Below are 20,673 nucleotides of genomic sequence, written 5' to 3'. Positions count from 1 at the left end.
CGTTACTCCTTATTCTGCGGGGAAGAGGTGGGCATCTGACAGAACCCCTGGGCCGGGATCGCCATCGCGGCATTGAACCGCGCTGATAAATTTTGCAGGCCGATCAGGGCGGTCAGCTCGGTGAGCGCCCTGGCGTCAAAATGCGCGGCCATCGCGCTGCGCAGGGCATCATCCACCTCCGGCGGCGTCTGGGTGGCGGCTTCGGCATAGGCCAGCGCCAGACGCTCTTTTTCGCTGAACAGCGTACTGCTGCGCCAGTCGGCGACCGCCAGCAGCTTGTCCTGGCTGCCGCTCCGCGCCGCGAGGGTCATGCTGGTGATATCGATACAGAATTCACAGTGGCACAGTTGGGCGATGCGGGCGCTGACCAGCGACCGCAGCACCGGATCCAGCGGCGAGCGGCGGCGTTCAATGTAGCCCACGAACAGCGAAACCAGGTAAAACAGCCATGGGATCCGTCCCCACCAGCGAATGGGGCTCAGCACCTGGCCGTAATGCCGGCGGTGCAGCCAGGCCTGCGGACGAAGGATCAGGGGGACAGAATCCAGCGGGGGTAAGCTCATGGCGACGATCTCTTATGACGTTCACGGTAAATATTTTTGGCGATAGAGATGACCACCGCCAGGGTAAAAAGCAGCGAAAGCCCGGTGGCCAGCCAGAAGGTGCCCCCGGTGAGCAGACTCCCGGCCCAGGAATAGACGATAGTCGCCGGCAGCTGGCCCACGCCGGTGGCCAGCATAAAGGGCCAGAAGCGCAGCGAGGTTAGTCCGGCGGCATAGCTGACCGGGTCAAACGGCACAAACGGCAGCAGGCGGCAGACCAGGATCGTCTGCGGGCCAAAGCGAGTGAAATAGCCGTCGACGCTGCGCAGCACCGCGCGGCCGGTGAGTTTTTCCACCACTTCGCGCCCCAGCGCTCTGGCGATGCAGAAGCAGAGCCCGGCCCCGACCATGGCGCTGAACCATGACAGCGCACCGCCCCAGAAGGCGCCGAACAGGGCGGCGTTCGCCAGGGTAATCAGGAAAGCCGGCAGCGGAGCGACGATCGCCTGGAGGATCATCAGCGCAAATGAGACCAGCGCGGCCTGCGGCCCCCAGGCGGCGAGAAACCCTCTGACCTGCTGCGGATCCAGGGAGGCTAACGCCGTCAGACTCTGCTGCAGAAAGGTTCGCCCGCCGGGGAACCACCACCAGGCGGCCAGCCCGGCGACGGCCACCACGGCAAGGGCCAGCCGGGCGCGGCGCAGGTGACGGCGATCAGGTTGGGTCATGGCGCACCTCCTCGCCGGGCGTTGCCATACGGCGGGCGCGGGCAAACCGTTTGCCCATCTGCACCAGGGCAAACAGCAGCCCGCCGGCGAGGCTCAGTTTGAGCGCGAAGGCGAGAGTTACGCCCTCGCGGGCCAGCTCGCTGGCCATTACCGAATAGATGACCAGGCCCGGCAGGGTAGTCACGGCGGAGATCAGGGTAAAGGGCCAGAAAGGGATCGCCGTCAGGCCGTAGGCGTAATTCTGAATGTTGTAGGGAAAGAGCGGCACCAGGCGGGTGAGGATCAGGAAATCGCAGCCGCTGCGGGCGATACCGCGCTCAATCGCCTGAAAGACGGCGGTATGGCCCACATAGCGCTGCAGCAGATCGCGCCCAAGCCAGCGGGCGATTAAAAACGACAGCGAAGAGGCGAGGGTGGCGGCGGCAAACGAGAGCAGGGAGCCTGTCAGCGGGCCGAAGAGCATCCCGCCGGCGATCACCAGCAGGCTGCCGGGGATCAGACACAGGGTGGCAATGATAAACAGCGCGACATAGACCAGATATCCCCAGGCGCCCTGATGGCGCAGGGTGTCCTGAAGCAGATGAAGGTGAGTCAGCAGATCGTGGAGACCGACGCGATGGCTGATAACGGCCAGCGTGGCCACCAGCGCGAGAAGTCCCAGCCCTTTACCAATGGCCGGATGACGGCTTCTTTTGCATGAGGGGTGCTCCTGTACAGTCTGGACGCAGTGGACATCAAAAAGTGCGCGCGACAGTATCCTGTTCCGACGACCGTCACAATGGTTTACCGTCGCTTTGTTGATTTTGCTCAGGAAATTCTGCCCCCCGCACCGCGGGAGGCGAGAGAAGGGCGTAAATTATGGCCGGAAGGTGGCCCACACCGGCGCGTGGTCGGACGGTTTTTCCATTCCGCGGATCTCATAATCGATTCCGGTCTCCACGCAGCGCTGGGCCAGAGGCTGGCTGGCCAGCAGCAGGTCGATGCGCAGCCCGCGGTTATCGTCGAAGCCTTTGGAGCGGTAATCGAACCACGAGAAGTGCTCCTGATTGTCCGGATTAGCCTGACGCCAGGTATCCACCAGGCCCCAGCCCAGCAGGCGATCCATCCACTCCCGCTCTTCCGGCAGGAAGGAACATTTGCCGGTACGCAGCCAGCGTTTGCGGTTCTCTTCACCAATACCGATATCGAGATCGGTGGGACTGATGTTCATATCGCCCATGATCAGCACCGGATTCTCTTTGTTGAGTTCGGTCTCCAGATAGTTCTGCAGATTCTGATAGAACGCCGCTTTGGCCGGGAATTTGGTTTCATGATCGCGGCTTTCACCCTGTGGGAAATAACCGTTAATCACCGTGACGTTGCCGAAAGGCGACGGGATCTCCGCCATGATGATGCGGCGCTGAGCCTCTTCGCCATCGTCCGGGAAACCGCGGCGGACGGCAATCGGCGTGTCTTTGGTCAGCAGCGCGACGCCATAATGGCCTTTTTGTCCATGATAAAAGACGTTATAGCCGAGTTTGGCGACCTCTTCGAGAGGGAACATATCGTCGTGAACTTTGGTTTCCTGCAGGCCAATCACGTCCGGCTGGTGTTTTTCGACGATGGCGGCCAGTTGGTGTGGGCGGGCGCGCAGGCCGTTGATATTAAAAGAGACGAATTTCATAGTCGCTGCCACTGTGCAAGGTGAATAGTGCAGGGATGGTAGCAGAAATTCGCCTGGCTGGCTGCCACCGGATGCGTCATTCTGCCAATCGCTGCGCATGAGCGTGCCGTGGTTGCCCCTTTTACGGGCATGCCGCGCCAAAAAAGGGCAAATATCTACGATAAATTTCGCAGAGGATCACAATTACAGAATTATATCTTACCGTTGCATAACTTATCTTCTTTAATCACTGTTTATCCCCCTTTATCGGATACTTATTCACTAAATATGCATTTTATGTGAATAGCGTTCGGCTGTAACTCCTTGATTCTGCGTTATCTCAACCGGTTTATGCATTTTTATCGCTGGCTGGCACGAACCGTGCAATCTACATTTACAGCGTAATAACTCATATTTATTAACATTATTGCTACTTTTAATTTACCGGAAGAGGTCGATATGTCTCAGTCAATTACGCGTAACCACTTTGATGAATGGATGATGCCGGTCTACGCGCCAGCGGCGTTTATTCCGGTGCGGGGCGCCGGGTCGCGGCTGTGGGATCAGCAGGGCAAAGAGTATATCGATTTTGCCGGCGGCATCGCCGTGAACGCGCTGGGGCACGCCCATCCGCGTCTGGTGCAAGCTCTGACCGACCAGGCCGGCAAATTCTGGCATACCGGCAACGGCTACACCAATGAGCCGATCCTGCGTCTGGCAAAAATGCTTATCGATGCCACCTTCGCCGACCGGGTCTTCTTCTGTAACTCCGGCGCTGAGGCCAATGAGGCGGCGCTCAAGCTGGCGCGTAAATATGCCCACGACCGCTTTGGCAGTGAAAAAAGCGGCATCGTCGCTTTCCAGAACGCCTTCCACGGGCGGACACTGTTCACCGTCTCGGCGGGCGGTCAGCCGGCCTACTCCCGGGATTTTGCCCCGCTGCCGCCGCAGATCCAGCATGCGGTGTTTAACGATCTCGAGTCGGCAAAGGCCTTAATCAATGACCAAACCTGCGCGGTGATCGTCGAGCCGGTGCAGGGCGAAGGGGGCGTGGTGCCGGCCAACGTCGAGTTTTTACGCGGCCTGCGCCAGCTTTGCGACCAGCACAACGCTCTGCTGATTTTCGATGAAGTGCAGACCGGGGTCGGGCGCACCGGCGAGCTGTATGCCTATATGCACTACGGCGTGACGCCCGATGTGCTGACCACCGCCAAAGCGCTGGGCGGCGGTTTCCCTATCGGCGCGCTGCTGGCGACAGAGGCCTGCGCCAGCGTGATGACCGTCGGTACCCACGGCACCACCTACGGCGGCAACCCGCTGGCCGGGGCGGTGGCCGGCGAGCTGCTGTCGATCGTCAACACCCCGGAAGTCCTCTCCGGCGTCAGACAGCGCCACCAGTGGTTTTGCGAGCGTCTGCAGGCGATCAACGCCCGCTATGGTCTGTTCAAGGAGATCCGCGGCCTGGGACTGCTGCTCGGCTGCGTACTGAACGACGCCTGGGCCGGGAAGGCGAAAACGCTCAGCAACCTGGCGGCGGAAGAGGGGGTGATGATCCTGATCGCCGGCGCTAATGTGGTGCGTTTTGCGCCGGCGCTGAACGTCAGTGAAGAAGAGGTGAATAGCGGGCTGGATCGCGTCGAGCGGGCCTGCGCGCGTTTCGTGGCAGGAGTCTCATCATGATGGTTATTCGACCGGTGGAGCCGGGCGATTTGCCCGGGCTGCTGAAGCTGGCAGCGGAGACCGGCGGCGGGCTGACCTCGCTGCCGGTGGATGAAGCGACCCTCGCGGCGCGGATCGCCCGCTCGCAGCAGACCTGGCGCGGCGAGCTACCGAAAAGCGAGCAGGGCTATGTCTTTGTGCTGGAGGAGAGCGAAAGCGGCGCGGTGGTGGGCATCTGCGCGATCGAGGTGGCGGTGGGGCTCAACGATCCCTGGTATAACTACCGGGTCGGCACCCAGGTCCATGCCTCGAAGGAGCTCAACGTCTATCAGGCGTTGCCGACGCTGTTTCTCAGCAACGACCATACCGGCAGCAGTGAGCTGTGTACCCTGTTCCTCGACCCGCAGTGGCGCAAAGAGGGCAATGGCTATCTGCTGTCGAAATCGCGCTTCTTATTTATGGCCGCCTTTCGCGAGCGCTTTAATGAGAAGGTGGTCGCCGAGATGCGCGGGGTGATTGACGAGCAGGGCTACTCGCCGTTCTGGGAGAGCCTGGGCAAACGCTTTTTCGCCATGGAGTTTTCCCGCGCCGACTACCTGTGCGGCACCGGACAGAAGGCTTTCATTGCCGCCCTGATGCCCAAGCATCCGCTGTATATCGATTTCCTTTCCCCTGAGGCGCAGGCGGTGATCGGCAAGGTTCATCCGCAGACCGCCCCGGCCCGGACGGTGCTGGAGAAAGAGGGGTTCCGCTACCTGAACTACATCGATATTTTCGACGGCGGCCCGACTCTGGAGTGCGACATCGACAGGGTGCGGGCGATCCGCAAAAGCCGTCTGGTGACCACCGAGGCCGGTGAAACCCCACCCGGTGACTGGCCGCTGTGCCTGGTGGCGAATGAACAGTATCACCAGTTCCGCGCTCTGCTGGTGCATGCCGACCCGGATGGCGACACCCTGACCCTCAGCGCCCGCGAACTGGATATGCTGAAGTGTCATGCCGGCGACCAGGTACGCATGGTGCGCCTGATCCCTGAGGAGAAAACCGCATGAGTCTGTGGATTAATGGCGAGTGGCGGCCCGGTCGTGGGCCAGGTTTCAGTAAACAGGATCCGGTTAACCTGAAGGTTGTGTGGCAGGGCGAAGCGGGGGATGCCGGGCAGGTTGCTGAGGCGGTGGCGGCTGCCCGCCAGGCGTTCCCGGCCTGGGCGCGGCTGCCGTTTGCCGCCCGTCAGGCGATCGTTGAAAAGTTTGCCGCCCTGCTGGAGGCCAGTAAGGCTGAGCTGACGGCGATGATCGGCGCCGAGACCGGAAAGCCGCGCTGGGAGGCGGCCGGGGAAGTGACGGCGATGATCAACAAGGTGGCGATCTCGGTGAAGGCCTACCACGTCCGCACCGGCGAACAGCACAGCGATCTGCCCGACGGCGCCGCCACGCTGCGTCACCGGCCGCACGGCGTGCTGGCGGTGTTTGGCCCCTATAACTTTCCCGGCCATCTGCCGAACGGGCACATCGTGCCGGCGCTGCTGGCGGGCAATACTGTGGTCTTTAAACCCAGCGAACTCACCCCGTGCAGCGGCGAAGCGGTGGTGAAACTATGGCAGCAGGCCGGCCTGCCCGCCGGGGTGCTCAACCTGGTGCAGGGCGGTCGGGAAACCGGCGAGGCGCTCAGCGGTCAGGCGGATATCGACGGGCTGCTATTTACCGGCAGCTCAACCACCGGTTTTCATCTGCATCGCCAGCTGGCCGGGCAGCCGCAGAAGATCCTCGCGCTGGAGATGGGCGGCAATAACCCGCTGATCGTCGACGATCCGCGGGACGTGGATGCCGCGGTGCATCTGACCATCCAGTCCGCCTTTATTACCGCCGGCCAGCGCTGCACCTGCGCCCGCCGTCTGCTGGTCCGGCGCGGCGAGGCGGGCGATGCCTTCCTCTCCCGGCTGGTGACGGTAAGCCAGCGGCTGATCCCGGCGGCGTGGGACGCCGAGCCGCAGCCGTTTCTCGGCGGGCTTATCTCTGAACCGGCCGCGCAGAAAGTGCATCAGGCATGGCTGCAGCGGGTCGCCGCTGGCGCGGTCACGCTGCTGGAGCCACGTTTATTGCAGGCCGGAACGTCGCTGCTAACGCCGGGGATTGTCGACATGAGCGACGTGGCCAATGTTGAAGATGAAGAGGTGTTTGGCCCGCTGCTTGGCGTCTGGCGCTACGACACGTTCGAGGAGGCGATTGCCTTAGCCAACGCCACCCGCTTCGGCCTCTCCTGTGGGTTAATCTCTCCGGAACGGGAGAAGTTTGATCGACTGCTGCTCGAGGCGCGGGCAGGGATAGTTAACTGGAACAAACCGCTGACCGGGGCGGCGAGTACCGCGCCGTTCGGCGGCACCGGGGCGTCCGGTAACCATCGTCCGGGGGCCTGGTATGCCGCCGATTATTGCGCCTGGCCGATGGCCAGCCTTGAATCGCCGACCCTGACGCTGCCCGCCAGCCTGAACCCGGGGCTCGACTTTCTGGTCGGGGAGGCGTCATGACCGCCCGCGAAGTCAACTTTGACGGTCTGCCCGGGCTGACCCATCACTACGCCGGGCTCTCCTTTGGCAATGAGGCTTCCACCCGGCACCGCCACCGGGTGTCGAACCCGCAGCTGGCGGCAAAGCAAGGGCTGAAAAAAATGAAAGCCCTCGCCGACGCCGGCTACCCGCAGGCAGTGATCCCGCCGCACGAGCGACCGAACGTGCCGCTCCTGCGCCAGCTGGGCTTTAGCGGCAGCGATGAGCAGGTGGTGGCCCGGGCGGCGCAGCAGGATCCGGATCTGCTGTCGGCGGTAAGTTCGGCCTCGGCGATGTGGGTGGCGAACGCGGCGACGGTCTGTCCCTCCGCCGATTCGCTGGATGGCCTGGTGCACCTGACGGTGGCAAATCTGCAGGATAAATTCCACCGCGCCAGCGAAGCACCGACCACAGAGGCGCTGCTGCAGGCGATATTCCCCGACCGCACGCGATTTGCCATCCATCCGTCGCTGCCCGCCTCGGCCTGGTTTGGCGACGAAGGGGCGGCGAACCATAACCGTCTCGGCGGCGAGTATGGCGCCCCCGGCGTCCAGCTCTTTGTCTATGGCCGCCGCCGGGGGAGCGAGGAGGCGCCGCGTCGCTATCCGGCGCGGCAAACCCTTGAGGCCAGCCAGGCGGTAGCGCGCCTCAATCAGGTCAATCCTCGCCAGCTGATCTTCGCCCGCCAGCATCCGGCGGCGATCGACACGGGGGTTTTTCATAATGATGTTATCGCGGTGAGCAACCGTCATGTCCTGTTCTGCCATGAGCAGGCCTTTGCCGACCAGACCGCGCTTCTCCAGCAGCTGGCGCAGCGGGTGCCGGGTTTTACGCCGCTGGTGGTCCCCGCCAGTCGGGTCACGGTGGCAGAGGCGGTTGCCACCTATCTGTTCAACAGCCAGCTGCTGAGCAGGGCGGATGGCAGCATGGCGCTGATCCTGCCCCACGAAGCGCAGGAGCATGCCGGCGTCTGGGAATACCTCAATGAGCTGCTGGCCGGGGACAACCCCATCGCCGCGCTACAGGTGTTCGATCTGCGCGAGAGTATGGCCAACGGTGGCGGTCCGGCGTGCCTGCGCCTGCGGGTGGTGTTGACGGCCGAGGAGTATCAGGCGGTCAATCCGCACGTCCTGATGAACGATACGCTGTTTGCCACCCTCAATGACTGGGTGGATCGCTACTATCGCGATCGCCTCACCCTGGCCGACCTCGCCGACCCGCAACTGCTGCGGGAAGGGCGTGACGCGCTGGATCGGTTGACCCAGATCCTGCAGCTCGGTTCGGTTTATCCATTTCAGCAATAAGGGGGCGCGGTGGAACATTTTCTGGCATTAACCCTGGCGGGGCGTTTGCCCCACCATTTTCACGGCGAGACGGCGCACTTTCGCTGGCACTGGTTGGGTGAGGGGATCCTCGAGCTGACGCCGCATGCGCGCTGCGAGCGCGGGCTGGTACTCTCCTGCGCCATTCATGGCAACGAAACGGCACCGGTGGAGATAGTCGACCACCTGGTGCAGCGACTGGTCCGGGAGGCACTCCCGCTGCGCTGGCGGTTGCTGGTGATCGTTGGCAACCCACCGGCGCTGCGGGCGAATAAGCGCTATCTGCACAGTGATATGAACCGGATGTTTGGCGAGCGCTGGCGGCAGTTTCCGCTCAGTGAGGAGACGCAGCGGGCGCAGCGGCTGGAGCAGGCGGTGGCCCGCTTCTATCGCGACCACGATGGTCCTCGTTGGCACCTCGATCTGCATACCGCGATCCGCGGGTCGCTACATCCGCGCTTCGGCGTGCTCCCGGCCCGCGATACGCCGTGGGAGGAGGATTTTCTTCACTGGCTGGGCGGCGCCGGGCTGGAGGCGCTGGTGTTTCATCGTCAGCCAGGCGGGACCTTTACCCACTTCAGCTGCGAACGGTTCGCGGCGCTGGCCTGCACCCTTGAGCTGGGCAAAGCGCTGCCGTTGGGTGAAAACGATCTGACGCAGTTTGCCGCCGCCGAAGGCGCGCTTTCCCGGCTGCTGGTGGGGGATCTGGCCATTGCCGACGCCCCGGCGCCGCTGCGCTACCGGGTGGTACAACAGATCACCCGCCATAGCGATGATTTCCACTTGCATATGGCGGATCAGACGCTGAACTTCACCCCCTTCGAACCCGGCACGCTGCTGGCGGAGGAGGGCGAGACGCGGTATGTGGTGGGGCCTGAGCCGGAGTATGTCCTGTTTCCCAATCCGACGGTGGCGAAGGGACTGCGCGCCGGCCTGATGCTGGAGAAATTATCCTGAGGGCAAGCCGTCCGCCGGGCGGCCTGCTTTATTTCGCGCGTCTTTTTTCACCATCTTATTTTTTCGTGCGCCAGTGTAAATTTGCAGATTATTCCTGGTAAAATGCTTTGTTTTTAATCTCCCCTCCTTTATACTCTCCATAATTTCTCTGCAAAACAGTGGGTTATTTATTTTTTATTGCAATTCTTCGGCTAAATTCCTTATTTTCTCCATAATTGGCGAGAAACTGTTTTTTACACTTTCATTGTTTTACTCTTGCTCTGACTAATTGACGATTAACGTCGTAAAGTTAATCTCGTCAACACGGCAACGCGCCGTAAGAATAACGTAAAGTAAGGATTGAATGATGAAGAAACTCACTGCACTGTTTGTTGCCTCTACTCTGGCTCTGGGCGCGGCTAACCTGGCACACGCCGCCGATACCACCACCGCGCCGAGCGACAGCAAGCCGATGATGATGCATCATAAAGGCGGCCCGGGTCAGCATGACATGATGTTTAAAGGCCTGAACCTGACCGATGCGCAGAAGCAACAGATCCGCGACATCATGAAGAGCCAGCGTGAGAACATGAAGCGTCCGTCCCTCGACGAACGCCGCGCGATGCACGATTTGATCGCCAGCGACACCTTCGATAAGGCGAAAGCGGAAGCGCAGATCGATAAGATGGAAGCGCAGCATAAAGCGATGGCGCTGTCCCGCCTGGAAACGCAGAACAAGATCTACAACATTCTGACTCCAGAGCAGAAAAAACAGTTCAATGCTAATTTTGAGAAGCATCTGACAGAACGCAACGCGCCGGCAGGTAAAATGCCTGCACCTGCTGAATAATGTAGCGAACTGAATCAAGACCGCCGGTCTTGCCCAATAATGCCATCAGGCGTTGGGCAGGGCCGGCGGTTTTTTTATTGGTGGTTTCTCAGCCAAGCGGGTGCAGCGGATAGTGACCGCTGAGCAAAGGCTTACAGAGGATCTTGTAACCATCCTGGTCGAATCCGGCGGGCAGACGGGTCAACTCCGCGGCCTGGTCGAGCGAGTCGACGGCGCCCAGCCACAGCCAGTTATGAATGAAGTGATACTGCGTCATATCCGGGCCGCGCTCCTCCAGCGCCACCGGTCCCGCCCACGGCCAGCACACCAGCTGCAGTTTACTCATCTGCGCCAGCAGGCGATCTCTGTGCGCCTCCACGCTCTCCTTTCCACAGCAGGCGCCGGCGCAGCGGCCCAGCGCGGAGCGAAAGCAGGCGCGGCCGCGGCTGAGCGGTTCCAGACCAAGCAGGCCATAACAGAGGCGCTGTTCGTCGGCAAGGCTCTGCAGCATCTGCAGCGCCGCCCGCCGGTTGGCGAACAGGCCATAGAGATGCTGCTGGTGCGAGAAATCAACCTCGCGGGCATAGACAATTTGCGGCCGGTGGTCCGCAAGTCGCCAGGCGCAGAGCTGCTTGTTACGCCGTAGCCGCTTGTTAAACAGCGGCTGCTGCTCTTTAATCAGCCGCGCCTCCAGCAGCAGCGCTCCCAGCTCGCCTGCGGTGCGCTGCCAGGTGATACGCCGCGACTGACGCAGCATCGCGGCCTCTTCGGGCGTGCGCAGGTGAGATAACACACGGCTGCGAAGGTTGACGCTCTTACCGATATAGAGCGGCATTGTGTCGCTGTCGCCGTGAAACTGATAGACGCCCGGCAGCTTTGGCAGCGCCTCCAGCCACGGGCGAAGATGTTCGGGATATTCATAGATCGCCGCCGCTTCAAACTCCAGACGCGGGGCAGATTGCTTTCTGGCCACAATAACTCCTGATACTGTCTATCTATCCAGTATAGCAGGCGGTTTTTGCGGCGAAAAGCGCAAAAAATAACCCCGGCGCGGGCCGGGGCGGGGAGGGACTATTTTTTCCAGAAATCGTCAAAGACGGTGATCGGTGGCCGACGCTTGTGTTCGGTTTTCAGATACCAGCCTTCGATCGTTTTGGCGATACTGGGATCCAGCGTTTTGCCTTCCAGATAATCGTCGATGTTCTCGTAGGTGACACCCAGGGCCACTTCATCCGGCAGGGAGGGGCGATCGTCTTCCAGGTCGGCGGTCGGCAGCTTCTTATACAGATGTTCCGGGCAGCCGAGATGGGCCAGCAGCTGTTTGCCCTGACGTTTGTTCAGGCGGAAAATTGGGTTGATGTCGGTGCCGCCGTCGCCATATTTGGTGAAGAAGCCGGTAATCGCTTCCGCCGCATGGTCGGTGCCGACCACCACCCCTTTGGTCATTCCGGCGATGCTGTACTGGGCCTTCATCCGCTCACGGGCTTTTTCGTTACCGCGAACAAAGTCGCTCAGTTCGATCCCCGCTTCGCGGAGCGCCTGTTCACTGGCCAGTACCGAGGCTTTGATATTCACCGTCAGCACCCGGTCAGGCTGGATAAAGGCGATGGCGTCCTGGCAGTCCTGCTCATCCGCCTGCACGCCATAGGGCAACCGAACGGCAATAAACTGCAGGCTGCTGTCGCCCGTTTCGGCACGCAGTTCATTAATCGCCATCTGGCACAGTTTCCCCGTCAGGGTGGAGTCCTGGCCGCCGCTGATACCCAGCACCAGCGATTTAATAAACGGGTAGGTCTGCAGGTAGGACTTCAGGAAATCGACGCTGCGGCGGATCTCGCCGGCGACATCAATCTGCGGCTTTGCGCCCAGCGCCTGAATAATCTCTTGTTGTAGCGTCATCGCGCCCTCCGAAAGTGAATCTGTTTGGCAAGCTGTTGGCTTAAAGCTACCTCTTTGCCGCTGAAACGACAAGGACCGGGGTTTTGACTGCCGGAAAAGAAGGCAATCAATGACATAGGATTTCATTATAGATGCCACTGCGCGGGAGAAACCGCCGGTCGGCAGCGGCGCGTCAATCCTGTTTACGCAATAACACAATCAGACATGATTTCGCTGTTCGGCTTGAAAAATAACACTATTTATTCCAGGCTTATCGTTACACAGTAGAAGAGAGGAACCAAAATGAACAAAAGCTTAGCAGGAATACTGGGCGTCACCGTCGCGTTAACCTTACTGGCGGGCTGTACCGCTTACGATCGTACCAAAGACCAGTTTACCCAGCCGGTGGTGAAAGATGTGAAGAAAGGGATGTCGCGTCAGCAGGTGATGCAGATCGCTGGCAAACCTTCAACGGAAGTGACCATGGTTCATGCCCGCGGCACCTGCCAGACCTACATCCTCGGTCAACGGGATGGTAAAGTAGAGACCTACTTTGTGGCCCTCGACGACACTGGCCATGTGATTAACTCCGGCTACCAGACCTGCGCCGAGTATGATACTGACCCGCGCAACGCCAAGTAAGCTTCCTACTGTTTACTGAGCCCTACGTAAGCCCGACCACTGGTCGGGCTTTTTTGTGAGTACTGATGCTTATTTAATTGCGCGAATTATTTGGGTGAAAATGTGAGGGTAGTCAAAACCAGAGGTCAATGAGAGACAATTCTGTTCAACAGCGAATTATCCTGGCGGCTCAGCTTGCCGTATACTCAACCCATAAACAGAATTAACCGGATGTTACCAGTCTTACCGGCTCTCAGCGGTTGCTGAAGGCCCTGGTCTCACACATTGAGGAAGCGTTCATGGAAAAGAAACACATTTATCTCTTCTGCTCGGCAGGCATGTCTACATCACTGCTGGTCTCCAAAATGCGCGCGCAGGCAGAAAAATACGAAGTCCCGGTCATTATTGAAGCCTATCCCGAAACCCTGGCAGGTGAAAAGGGACCGGAAGCCGACGTGGTATTATTAGGACCACAAATTGCGTATATGTTACCGGAAATTCAGCGCCTGCTGCCGAATAAACCGGTAGAAGTCATCGATTCTCTTCTGTATGGCAAGGTGGATGGTTTAGGTGTATTGAAAGCCGCCGTCGCGGCCATTAAGAAAGCTGCAGCACAATAATTTTAACTTTTAAAACTCGATGTATTTTGACGCCTGGCGGCACCCTGTTGCCGGACGTCAAAAAATAAAGAGTTTATTTTCCCGTCAAAGAGTAATTTCATACATCATCGCCGTAATAGTTTATTGCGGCTTTTAAGGGTATTGACTATGAGTAAAGTGATCGACTCGCTTGAAAAGGTACTCCTTCCTTTTGCAGTGAAAATAGGAAAGCAGCCGCATATTAATGCGATTAAAAACGGATTTATTAAGTTAATGCCGTTGACCCTCGCCGGGGCCATGTTTGTATTAATTAACAACGTTTTTCTGAGCTTCGGCGAAGGCTCTTTCTTTTATTCTATGGGCATTCGACTGGATGCCTCCACCATTGAAACCTTAAACGGCTTTAAGGCTATCGGCGGGAACGTCTATAACGGTACCCTCGGCATTATGTCGCTGATGGCGCCGTTCTTTATCGGCTCCGCGCTGGCGGAAGAGCGCAAAGTCGACCCGATGGCCGCGGGCCTGCTGGCTGTGGCGGCCTTCATGACCGTGACCCCTTATAGCGTGGGCGAAGCCTATGCGGTGGGCGCCAACTGGCTGGGCGGGCAGAACATCATCTCCGGGATGATTATCGGTCTGGTGGTCGCGGAACTGTTCACCTTCGTGATCCGTCGTAACTGGGTGATCAGACTGCCGGACAGCGTGCCAGGGTCAGTATCGCGCTCTTTCTCCGCGCTGATCCCGGGCTTCTTGATCCTCTCTATCTTCGGCATTATCTCGTGGGCCCTGTCGAGCTACGGCAGCAACTTCCACCAGATCATCATGGACTCGATCTCCACGCCGCTGGCGGCGATGGGCAGCGTGGTCGGCTGGGCATACGTTATCTTTAACTCCCTGCTGTGGTTCTTCGGTGTGCACGGTTCCCTGGCGCTGACGGCGCTGGATAACGGCATCATGACCCCGTGGGCGCTGGAAAACATCGCGCTGTACAACCAGTACGGCTCGGTTGATGCGGCTATCGAAGCAGGCAAACAGTTCCACTTCTGGGCCAAGCCGATGCTCGACTCCTATATCCTGCTGGGTGGCTCCGGGGCAACGTTGGGTCTGATTATCGCCATCTTTATCGCTTCCCGTCGCGCTGACCATCGTCAGGTGGCGAAGCTGGCACTGCCGTCAGGCATCTTCCAGATTAACGAACCGATTCTGTTTGGTCTGCCGATCATTATGAACCCGGTGATGTTTATCCCCTTCGTGCTGGTCCAGCCGATTCTGGCAGCCATTACGCTGGCGGCTTATAGCCTGGGGATTATCCCTCCGGTGACCAACCTGGCGCCGTGGACCATGCCGACCGGTCTGGGAGCGTTCTTTAACAGTAACGGCAGCGTGGCCGCCCTGCTGGTAGCCCTGTTCAACCTTGGCGTCGCGACTCTGGTCTACCTGCCGTTTGTGGTGCTGTCGAATAAAGCGCAGACCGTCATCGAGCAGGAAGAGAGCGAAGAAGACATCGCTAACGCACTGAAATTCTGATACCGCGCGGTACGGGCAGTGCCCCGTACCGCCTGATAAATGAGGGAAATATTATGTTTGATCTGGACAACATCGACGCGGTAGAAACCCCAGAAAATGACCTCGAAGAGGTGGTGATGGGGTTGATTATCAACTCCGGACAGGCCCGCAGCCTGGCCTATGGCGCGCTGAAGCAGGCGAAGCAGGGCGATTTTGCCGCGGCGAAAGCGATGATGGAGCAGTCGCGCCAGGCGCTGAGCGAGGCGCATCGCGTGCAGACCCAGCTTATCGAAAGCGATGAAGGCGAAGGAAAAATGAAGGTCAGCCTGGTGCTGGTGCATGCTCAGGACCATCTGATGACCTCGATGCTGGCCCGTGAGCTGGTCGCCGAATTGATTGAGCTGCACGAGAAGGTACAATAGGCCATCGCGACGATGAGGCAGCCCAGGATGATGACCACCGAGATCAGTACCGCCAGAGAACAACAGCTGTTCAACGGGAAGAACTTTCATGTGGTCATCTATAACAAAACGGAAAGCGTGAGCGGGCTTCACCAGCATGATTACTACGAATTTACCGTGGTATTAACCGGGCGCTATTACCAGGAGATCAATGGCAAACGGGTGCTGCTGGAGCGCGGGGATTTCGTCTTTATCCCGATGGGGTCGCACCACCAGAGCTTTTACGAATTTGGGGCGACGCGCATCCTTAACGTCGGCATCAGCAGACGCTTCTTTGAGAAACATTATCTGCCGCTGCTGCCGTTTGGCCTGGTGGCCTCACAGGTTTACGCCGTGCAGAGCGCTTTTCTCGGCTACGTTGAGTCGGTCATCGCCTCACTCAATTTTCGCGAAACGGAATTTGACGAATTTATCGAGCTGGTTTCCTTTTATGTCATTAACCGTTTACGCCACTATCGCGAAGAGCCGGTTGCCGATGTTATTCCGCAATGGCTAAAAAATACCGTTGAGGCCATGCACGATAAGCTGAAATTCGGTGAGGGCGCGCTCGAGAATATGGTTCGTCTCTCGGGAAAAACGCAGGAATATTTAACCCGGGCGACCCAGCGCTATTATGGTAAAACGCCGATGCAGATAATTAATGATATCCGTATTAACTTTGCCAAAAAGCAGCTGGAAATTACCAACTATTCGGTGACGGATATTGCGTATGAATCCGGGTACAGTAGTCCGAGCCTGTTTATTAAAACCTTTAAAAAACTGACGTCGTTTACGCCGAGCAGTTATCGCAAACATTTGACCAGTATTAATTAAACCCGCGCGGTTTTAGCCGCCAGGTTTATACCGTAAATCATTCAAATTAACTGTCCGCATTGTTGCGGAGAGCGGCCTGCGTCCAGGCGTAGCGCCCAAGGGAGAAAAAGATGAGCCAGAAATTAAAAGTAGTCACTATTGGCGGCGGCAGCAGCTATACCCCGGAATTACTGGAAGGCTTTCTGAAACGTTACCATGAACTGCCGGTCACTGAACTGTGGCTGGTGGATGTGGAAGAGGGCCAGGAGAAGCTCGATATTATCCATGCGCTGTGCGAGCGGATGGTGGAAAAAGTCGGCGTGCCGATGAAGGTCTATAAAACGCTGGATCGCCGTGCGGCGCTGCAGGGCGCGGATTTTGTCACCACCCAGCTGCGCGTGGGCCAGCTGAAGGCGCGTGAAAAAGATGAGCGTATTCCGCTGAGCCACGGCTACCTGGGCCAGGAGACCAACGGGGCGGGTGGGCTGTTTAAAGGGCTGCGCACCATCCCGGTGATTTTCGATATCGTAAAAGATGTGCAGGAGATTTGCCCGGACGCGTGGATCATCAACTTCACCAACCCGGCGGGCATGGTCACCGAGGCGGTCTATCGCCACACCAGTTTCAAACGCTTTATCGGCGTGTGCAACATTCCTATCGGCATGAAGATGTTCATCACCGACGTGCTGCAGCTCAGCCCGAGCGATGAGCTGAATATCGACCTGTTCGGTCTGAATCATCTGGTGTTCGTCCACGACGTGCTGGTTAACGGCGTCTCGCGCTTCGATGAACTGCTGGACGGCGTGGCCTCTGGCCGTCTGACCGCGAACTCGGTGAAAAATATTTTCGACCTGCCGTTTAGCGAGGGGCTGATCCGCTCCCTGCGCCTGATCCCATGCTCCTATCTGCTCTACTACTTTAAGCCAAAAGAGATGCTGGCGATTGAGATGGGCGAGTACTATAAGGGCGGCGCGCGCGCCCAGGTGGTGCAGAAGGTGGAGAAACAGCTGTTCGAGCTATATAAAAATCCAGATCTCAAGGTTAAGCCGAAGGAGCTGGAGCAGCGCGGCGGCGCCTATTACTCCGATGCCGCTTGCGAAGTGATCAATGCTATCTATAACGACAAGCAGACTGAGCACTATGTGAATATCCCGCATCATGGCCACGTGGATAATATCCCGGCGGACTGGGCGGTCGAGATGAGCTGCACCTTAGGTCGCGACGGCGCGAAGCCGACGCCGCGCATCACCCATTTCGATGAGAAGGTACTGGGGCTTATCTACACCATCAAGGGGTTCGAAGTGGCGGCCAGCCAGGCGGCGATCAGCGGCGAGTTGAATGACGTGCTGCTGGCGCTGAACTTAAGCCCGCTGATCCATTCCGATCGTGACGCCGAGCAGCTGGCGCGGGAGATGATTCTGGCGCATGAAAAATGGCTGCCGAACTTTGCGGCGACTATCGAAAAACTGAAATCTTAACAGGAGCGGCCAATGGAACGCGTATTGATCGTCAATGCCGACGACTTCGGCCTCAGTAAAGGGCAGAACTACGGCATTATCGAGGCCTGCCGCAACGGCGTGGTGACATCGACCACGGCGCTGGTCAACGGCGCGGCCATTGACCACGCCGCCCAGCTAAGCCGCAGTACCCCGGAGCTGGCGGTCGGCATGCACTTTGTGCTGACGCTGGGCGAGCCGCTGTCGGCCATGCCGGGATTAACCCGCGAAGGCCGGCTGGGCAAATGGATCTGGCAGCAGGCAGAAGAAGGTCGCCTGCCGCTGGAGGAGATCGCCCACGAGCTGGCGTGTCAGTACCGTCGTTTTGTCGATCTCTTCGGTCATGAGCCGACGCATCTCGACAGCCACCACCATGTGCATATGATCGCCCCGATCTATCCCATCGTGGCGGCCTTTGCCCGCGAGAAGGGTATCGCGTTACGTATTGACCGCCAGGTGGCGGCGCAGAGTGGGCTCGATCAACAGGCGGCGCGCAGCAGCGCAGGCTTCAGCAGCGAGTTTTACGGCGAAGCTGTCTCTGAGGAACTGTTTCTGCAGACGCTGGATGCCTCAATCGCCCGCGGGGAGCGTTCCCTGGAGGTGATGTGTCATCCGGCTTTTGTCGATCAGACCATTATGGGCAGCGCCTACTGCTACCCGCGGCTGGGTGAGCTTGATGTGCTGACGTCTGCCGCGCTGAAAGCGGCGGTAGCCGACCGGGGTTATCGTCTGGGAACCTACCGCGACGTGTAAGCCCGATGGGGGAAAGGGAAAGTGAATCAAGCCCGGCACCGTGTGCCGGGCTTTTTACTACGCCGGAATAGCGGCGATTTTTGGACTTCTCGACCACACGCGATGCGCCGTCATCAGGGCGAGCAGTGTGTCCGCCGCTGGCGTGTCGAGAGCATCGGTGACGATGACCCCCTCTTCACCCTGGGCTGGGACCTGCAGAACGGACGTCAGCTGTCGCGCATCCCCTGCCAGCAGGATCGGCTTCAGATGCTTATAGGCTTCCAGCAGGTAATAGCGCGCGTCGCCGCTCTGGCTCAGGGCGCTGAGGTCGCCGCCAGGCACCACTACCGCATCCACCGTCAGCGATGGGGAACCGGCGAAGGTGCCGGCGATCGGCAGGGGAGAGCCATCGTCGGCGATGACTTCGCCCATCCGCGAGTAGAGCAGCTTGCTGTGCACGCCCTGGGCCTGCAGCGCCTGCAGGAGATGGACCAGATCCTGCGCCGAGGTGCGTTCGTTGAGCAGGACGGCCACTACACGGCCTTTCACATCCCCTTCGGCGTCGGCGTAGAGGCTGAGGCTGGGGTCTTTCTCCACGCCGTTGACCGGGGAAGGCAGGGTAATGTTACGCTGATCGTCGCTCAGTTCGATACCTAAGTTCGCCCCGACCGCTTCCGCCAGCTTAGTATCAATGTGGGCCAGATGATCGACCACCCGCTCGCGGATCCAGGTGCGGACCACTTTGCTGAGTTCAAAGCTGAAACCATCGATAATATGCTGCTGCTCAATCGGCGTCTGGCTCAGCCAGAACAGACGCGGCTGGGCGTAATATTCGCCGAACGAAGGGCTGCGCTGGCGGATTTTTTCGCCGTCGACGCGCTCGGCGAGGGACTCAAAGCCGCCGCGTTTGGCCGCTGGCGGCGTCTCGCGCGGCCAGTTGTCGTTAATGGAGTTGGGCTCATAGTTGGCCGGATTGGTGTCAATGTCCATCCGGTGCATCCCGTCGCGCTGGAAATTGTGATACGGGCAGGTTGGACGGTTGATGGGGATTTCATGGAAGTTCGGCCCACCCAGGCGGCTAATTTGCGTGTCGGTGTAAGAGAAGAGGCGCCCCTGCAGCAGCGGATCGTTGCTGAAATCAATGCCCGGTACGATATGCCCGGGATGAAAGGCCGCCTGTTCGTTTTCGGCAAAGAAGTTGTCCGGATTGCGGTTGAGGACCATCTTGCCAACCCGTAAGACCGGCACCAGCGCCTCGGGGATCAGCTTGGTGGGATCGAGCAGATCGAAGTCAAAATCAAACTCGTTCTCCTCGGGGATGAGCTGCAGGCCAAGCTCAAATTCCGGGTAGTCCCCGGCTTCGATGGCCTCCCACAGGTCGCGGCGATGAAAATCGGGGTCGCGACCGGTCAGCTTCTGCGCTTCATCCCACACCAGCGACGCCTTGCCGGCGACGGGTTTCCAGTGGAAGCGAACGAAGGTGGCTTTGCCCTCGGCGTTGATCAGACGGAAAGTGTGGATCCCAAAGCCTTCCATGGTGCGATAGCTGCGCGGGATGCCGCGATCCGACATCGCCCACATCACATTGTGCAGCGTTTCCGGTTGCAGGGAGACATAGTCCCAGAAAGTATCGTGGGCGCTCTGTCCCTGCGGGATGGCCCAGTGGGGCTCAGGCTTCACGGCGTGGACAAAATCGGGGAACTTTATCGCGTCCTGGATGAAGAAGACCGGTGTGTTGTTGCCGACCAGGTCAAAAATCCCTTCGTCAGTGTAAAACTTGGTAGCGAAGCCGCGAATATCGCGGACGGTGTCCGCCGACCCCGCGCCGCCCTGCACGGTGGAGAAGCGCACAAAGACCGGGGTGATCTTATCGGCTGCCGAGAGAAAATCGGCTTTGGTCAACGCTGTCAGGCTTTTGTAGGGCTGGAAGTAACCGTGGGCGGCAGAGCCGCGGGCATGAACGATACGCTCCGGAATTCGCTCATGGTCAAAGTGGGTAATCTTCTCCCGCAGAATGAAATCTTCCAGCAGCGTTGGGCCGCGGGCGCCGGCGCGTAGCGAATTCTGATCGTCGGCAATACGTACGCCCTGGTTGGTGGTCAGCGGATAGTCTTCTCCGCCTTTACGCTGCGGCTCCAGGGCGTCAAGTTTGCTGCTGTGGGTATCAGGCGCTTTCAGGCTACCAGGGGCGGTCGGTTTCGGCGTGGGGCGCCACTCCTGGTCATCCGGCGCCAGCGAGTCGAGCCCCGGTTTCGCTTCTTCGCTGTCGTGGACCGGTGCCTGCTGGTGGTGAGGGTTTGGGTGCTTATCAGACATTACTCGTCTCCTGCTTTCATTGCTAAAAGTGGTCGTTGATAAACCAAAACCCTTCTAACTATAGAACAT

The 20,673-nt window shown here is 59.1% G+C and carries 21 protein-coding genes; 14 read left to right on the top strand and 7 right to left on the bottom strand.

The features are described from left to right. Nucleotides 1-2: 2 nt before the first annotated feature. The 4 genes from R0140_RS16720 to xthA all read right to left on the bottom strand — a co-directional run bounded on the left by R0140_RS16720 (nucleotide 3) and on the right by xthA (nucleotide 2,933). Entirely contained in the window at nucleotides 3-563 is a 561-nt protein-coding gene (locus tag R0140_RS16720) for a carboxymuconolactone decarboxylase family protein (RefSeq protein ID WP_012542084.1), read from the bottom strand. Beyond that, complete coding sequence (locus tag R0140_RS16715; protein WP_032735335.1) at nucleotides 560-1,270, bottom strand: TVP38/TMEM64 family protein; 711 nt, start codon at nucleotides 1,268-1,270, stop codon at nucleotides 560-562. Before R0140_RS16715 ends, R0140_RS16720 begins: the two co-directional genes overlap by 4 nt. Next, entirely contained in the window at nucleotides 1,257-1,913 is a 657-nt protein-coding gene (locus R0140_RS16710; protein WP_012542082.1) for a TVP38/TMEM64 family protein, read from the bottom strand. The genes R0140_RS16715 and R0140_RS16710 overlap by 14 nt, the downstream gene beginning before the upstream one ends. A 213-nt stretch (nucleotides 1,914-2,126) precedes the next feature. Continuing rightward, nucleotides 2,127-2,933: an exodeoxyribonuclease III gene (xthA, locus tag R0140_RS16705; protein ID WP_012968464.1), complete on the bottom strand. Its 807-nt coding sequence runs from the start codon at nucleotides 2,931-2,933 to the stop codon at nucleotides 2,127-2,129. A 438-nt stretch (nucleotides 2,934-3,371) separates the two neighbouring features. On the opposite strand from xthA, the gene R0140_RS16700 reads away from it, so the two are divergent. The 6 genes from R0140_RS16700 (at nucleotide 3,372) to spy (ending at nucleotide 10,224) form a co-directional block, all read left to right on the top strand. Beyond that, nucleotides 3,372-4,592, top strand: coding sequence for a succinylornithine/acetylornithine transaminase (locus R0140_RS16700; protein WP_032754078.1), 1,221 nt, complete (start codon nucleotides 3,372-3,374; stop codon nucleotides 4,590-4,592). Then, nucleotides 4,589-5,623 carry an arginine N-succinyltransferase gene (gene astA / locus R0140_RS16695; RefSeq protein ID WP_002901491.1) on the top strand — a complete coding sequence of 345 codons (1,035 nt, stop codon included), beginning with the start codon at nucleotides 4,589-4,591 and terminating at the stop codon, nucleotides 5,621-5,623. Before R0140_RS16700 ends, astA begins: the two co-directional genes overlap by 4 nt. Further along, complete coding sequence (gene astD / locus R0140_RS16690) at nucleotides 5,620-7,098, top strand: succinylglutamate-semialdehyde dehydrogenase (protein ID WP_032739633.1); 1,479 nt, start codon at nucleotides 5,620-5,622, stop codon at nucleotides 7,096-7,098. Before astA ends, astD begins: the two co-directional genes overlap by 4 nt. Continuing rightward, nucleotides 7,095-8,420 (top strand): N-succinylarginine dihydrolase, encoded by a 1,326-nt coding sequence (gene astB / locus R0140_RS16685; protein WP_012542078.1) that lies wholly within the window; start codon nucleotides 7,095-7,097, stop codon nucleotides 8,418-8,420. The genes astD and astB overlap by 4 nt, the downstream gene beginning before the upstream one ends. 9 nt (nucleotides 8,421-8,429) lie before the next feature. After that, nucleotides 8,430-9,395 carry a succinylglutamate desuccinylase gene (astE, locus tag R0140_RS16680; RefSeq protein ID WP_022065123.1) on the top strand — a complete coding sequence of 322 codons (966 nt, stop codon included), beginning with the start codon at nucleotides 8,430-8,432 and terminating at the stop codon, nucleotides 9,393-9,395. A 343-nt stretch (nucleotides 9,396-9,738) separates the two neighbouring features. Continuing rightward, nucleotides 9,739-10,224: an ATP-independent periplasmic protein-refolding chaperone Spy gene (gene spy, locus R0140_RS16675; protein WP_008807744.1), complete on the top strand. Its 486-nt coding sequence runs from the start codon at nucleotides 9,739-9,741 to the stop codon at nucleotides 10,222-10,224. 88 nt (nucleotides 10,225-10,312) lie between these two features. Here the strand turns inward: spy and cho are convergent, their stop codons facing one another. Next, nucleotides 10,313-11,176 carry an excinuclease Cho gene (gene cho / locus R0140_RS16670; protein ID WP_317703867.1) on the bottom strand — a complete coding sequence of 288 codons (864 nt, stop codon included), beginning with the start codon at nucleotides 11,174-11,176 and terminating at the stop codon, nucleotides 10,313-10,315. Nucleotides 11,177-11,274: 98 nt separating this feature from the next. Next, nucleotides 11,275-12,102: an ammonia-dependent NAD(+) synthetase gene (gene nadE, locus R0140_RS16665; protein WP_008807746.1), complete on the bottom strand. Its 828-nt coding sequence runs from the start codon at nucleotides 12,100-12,102 to the stop codon at nucleotides 11,275-11,277. Between the two features lie 282 nt (nucleotides 12,103-12,384). Here nadE and osmE point away from each other — a divergent pair, with 282 nt between their 5' ends. The 8 genes from osmE to chbG all read left to right on the top strand — a co-directional run bounded on the left by osmE (nucleotide 12,385) and on the right by chbG (nucleotide 18,309). Continuing rightward, nucleotides 12,385-12,723: an osmotically-inducible lipoprotein OsmE gene (osmE, locus tag R0140_RS16660; protein WP_008807747.1), complete on the top strand. Its 339-nt coding sequence runs from the start codon at nucleotides 12,385-12,387 to the stop codon at nucleotides 12,721-12,723. A 278-nt stretch (nucleotides 12,724-13,001) separates the two neighbouring features. Further along, nucleotides 13,002-13,322 carry a PTS N,N'-diacetylchitobiose transporter subunit IIB gene (chbB, locus tag R0140_RS16655; RefSeq protein ID WP_002901547.1) on the top strand — a complete coding sequence of 107 codons (321 nt, stop codon included), beginning with the start codon at nucleotides 13,002-13,004 and terminating at the stop codon, nucleotides 13,320-13,322. A gap of 19 nt (nucleotides 13,323-13,341) precedes the next feature. Next, nucleotides 13,342-13,458 (top strand): hypothetical protein, encoded by a 117-nt coding sequence (locus R0140_RS16650; RefSeq protein ID WP_012542074.1) that lies wholly within the window; start codon nucleotides 13,342-13,344, stop codon nucleotides 13,456-13,458. 11 nt (nucleotides 13,459-13,469) lie between these two features. Continuing rightward, a complete protein-coding gene (gene chbC, locus R0140_RS16645) occupies nucleotides 13,470-14,828 on the top strand; it encodes a PTS N,N'-diacetylchitobiose transporter subunit IIC (RefSeq protein ID WP_008807749.1) in 1,359 nt (452 codons plus the stop codon). 53 nt (nucleotides 14,829-14,881) lie between these two features. Next, entirely contained in the window at nucleotides 14,882-15,229 is a 348-nt protein-coding gene (chbA, locus tag R0140_RS16640) for a PTS N,N'-diacetylchitobiose transporter subunit IIA (protein ID WP_004140356.1), read from the top strand. 27 nt (nucleotides 15,230-15,256) lie between these two features. Further along, nucleotides 15,257-16,081, top strand: coding sequence for a transcriptional regulator ChbR (gene chbR / locus R0140_RS16635; protein WP_012968458.1), 825 nt, complete (start codon nucleotides 15,257-15,259; stop codon nucleotides 16,079-16,081). Between the two features lie 110 nt (nucleotides 16,082-16,191). After that, complete coding sequence (locus R0140_RS16630) at nucleotides 16,192-17,538, top strand: 6-phospho-beta-glucosidase (protein WP_317703866.1); 1,347 nt, start codon at nucleotides 16,192-16,194, stop codon at nucleotides 17,536-17,538. A gap of 12 nt (nucleotides 17,539-17,550) precedes the next feature. After that, nucleotides 17,551-18,309, top strand: coding sequence for a chitin disaccharide deacetylase (gene chbG / locus R0140_RS16625; RefSeq protein ID WP_012542072.1), 759 nt, complete (start codon nucleotides 17,551-17,553; stop codon nucleotides 18,307-18,309). Between the two features lie 57 nt (nucleotides 18,310-18,366). Here the strand turns inward: chbG and katE are convergent, their stop codons facing one another. Further along, on the bottom strand, nucleotides 18,367-20,604 hold the full coding sequence (gene katE, locus R0140_RS16620; protein WP_317703865.1) for a catalase HPII: 2,238 nt from the start codon (nucleotides 20,602-20,604) through the stop codon (nucleotides 18,367-18,369). Nucleotides 20,605-20,673: the final 69 nt, after the last annotated feature.

Source organism: Klebsiella sp. w6 (assembly GCF_033100215.1).
In the GTDB taxonomy this organism is placed as follows: domain Bacteria; phylum Pseudomonadota; class Gammaproteobacteria; order Enterobacterales; family Enterobacteriaceae; genus Klebsiella; species Klebsiella variicola.
The sequence above is the reverse complement of the archived record's forward strand: the minus strand, read 5'-3'. Positions and strand labels throughout refer to the sequence as shown.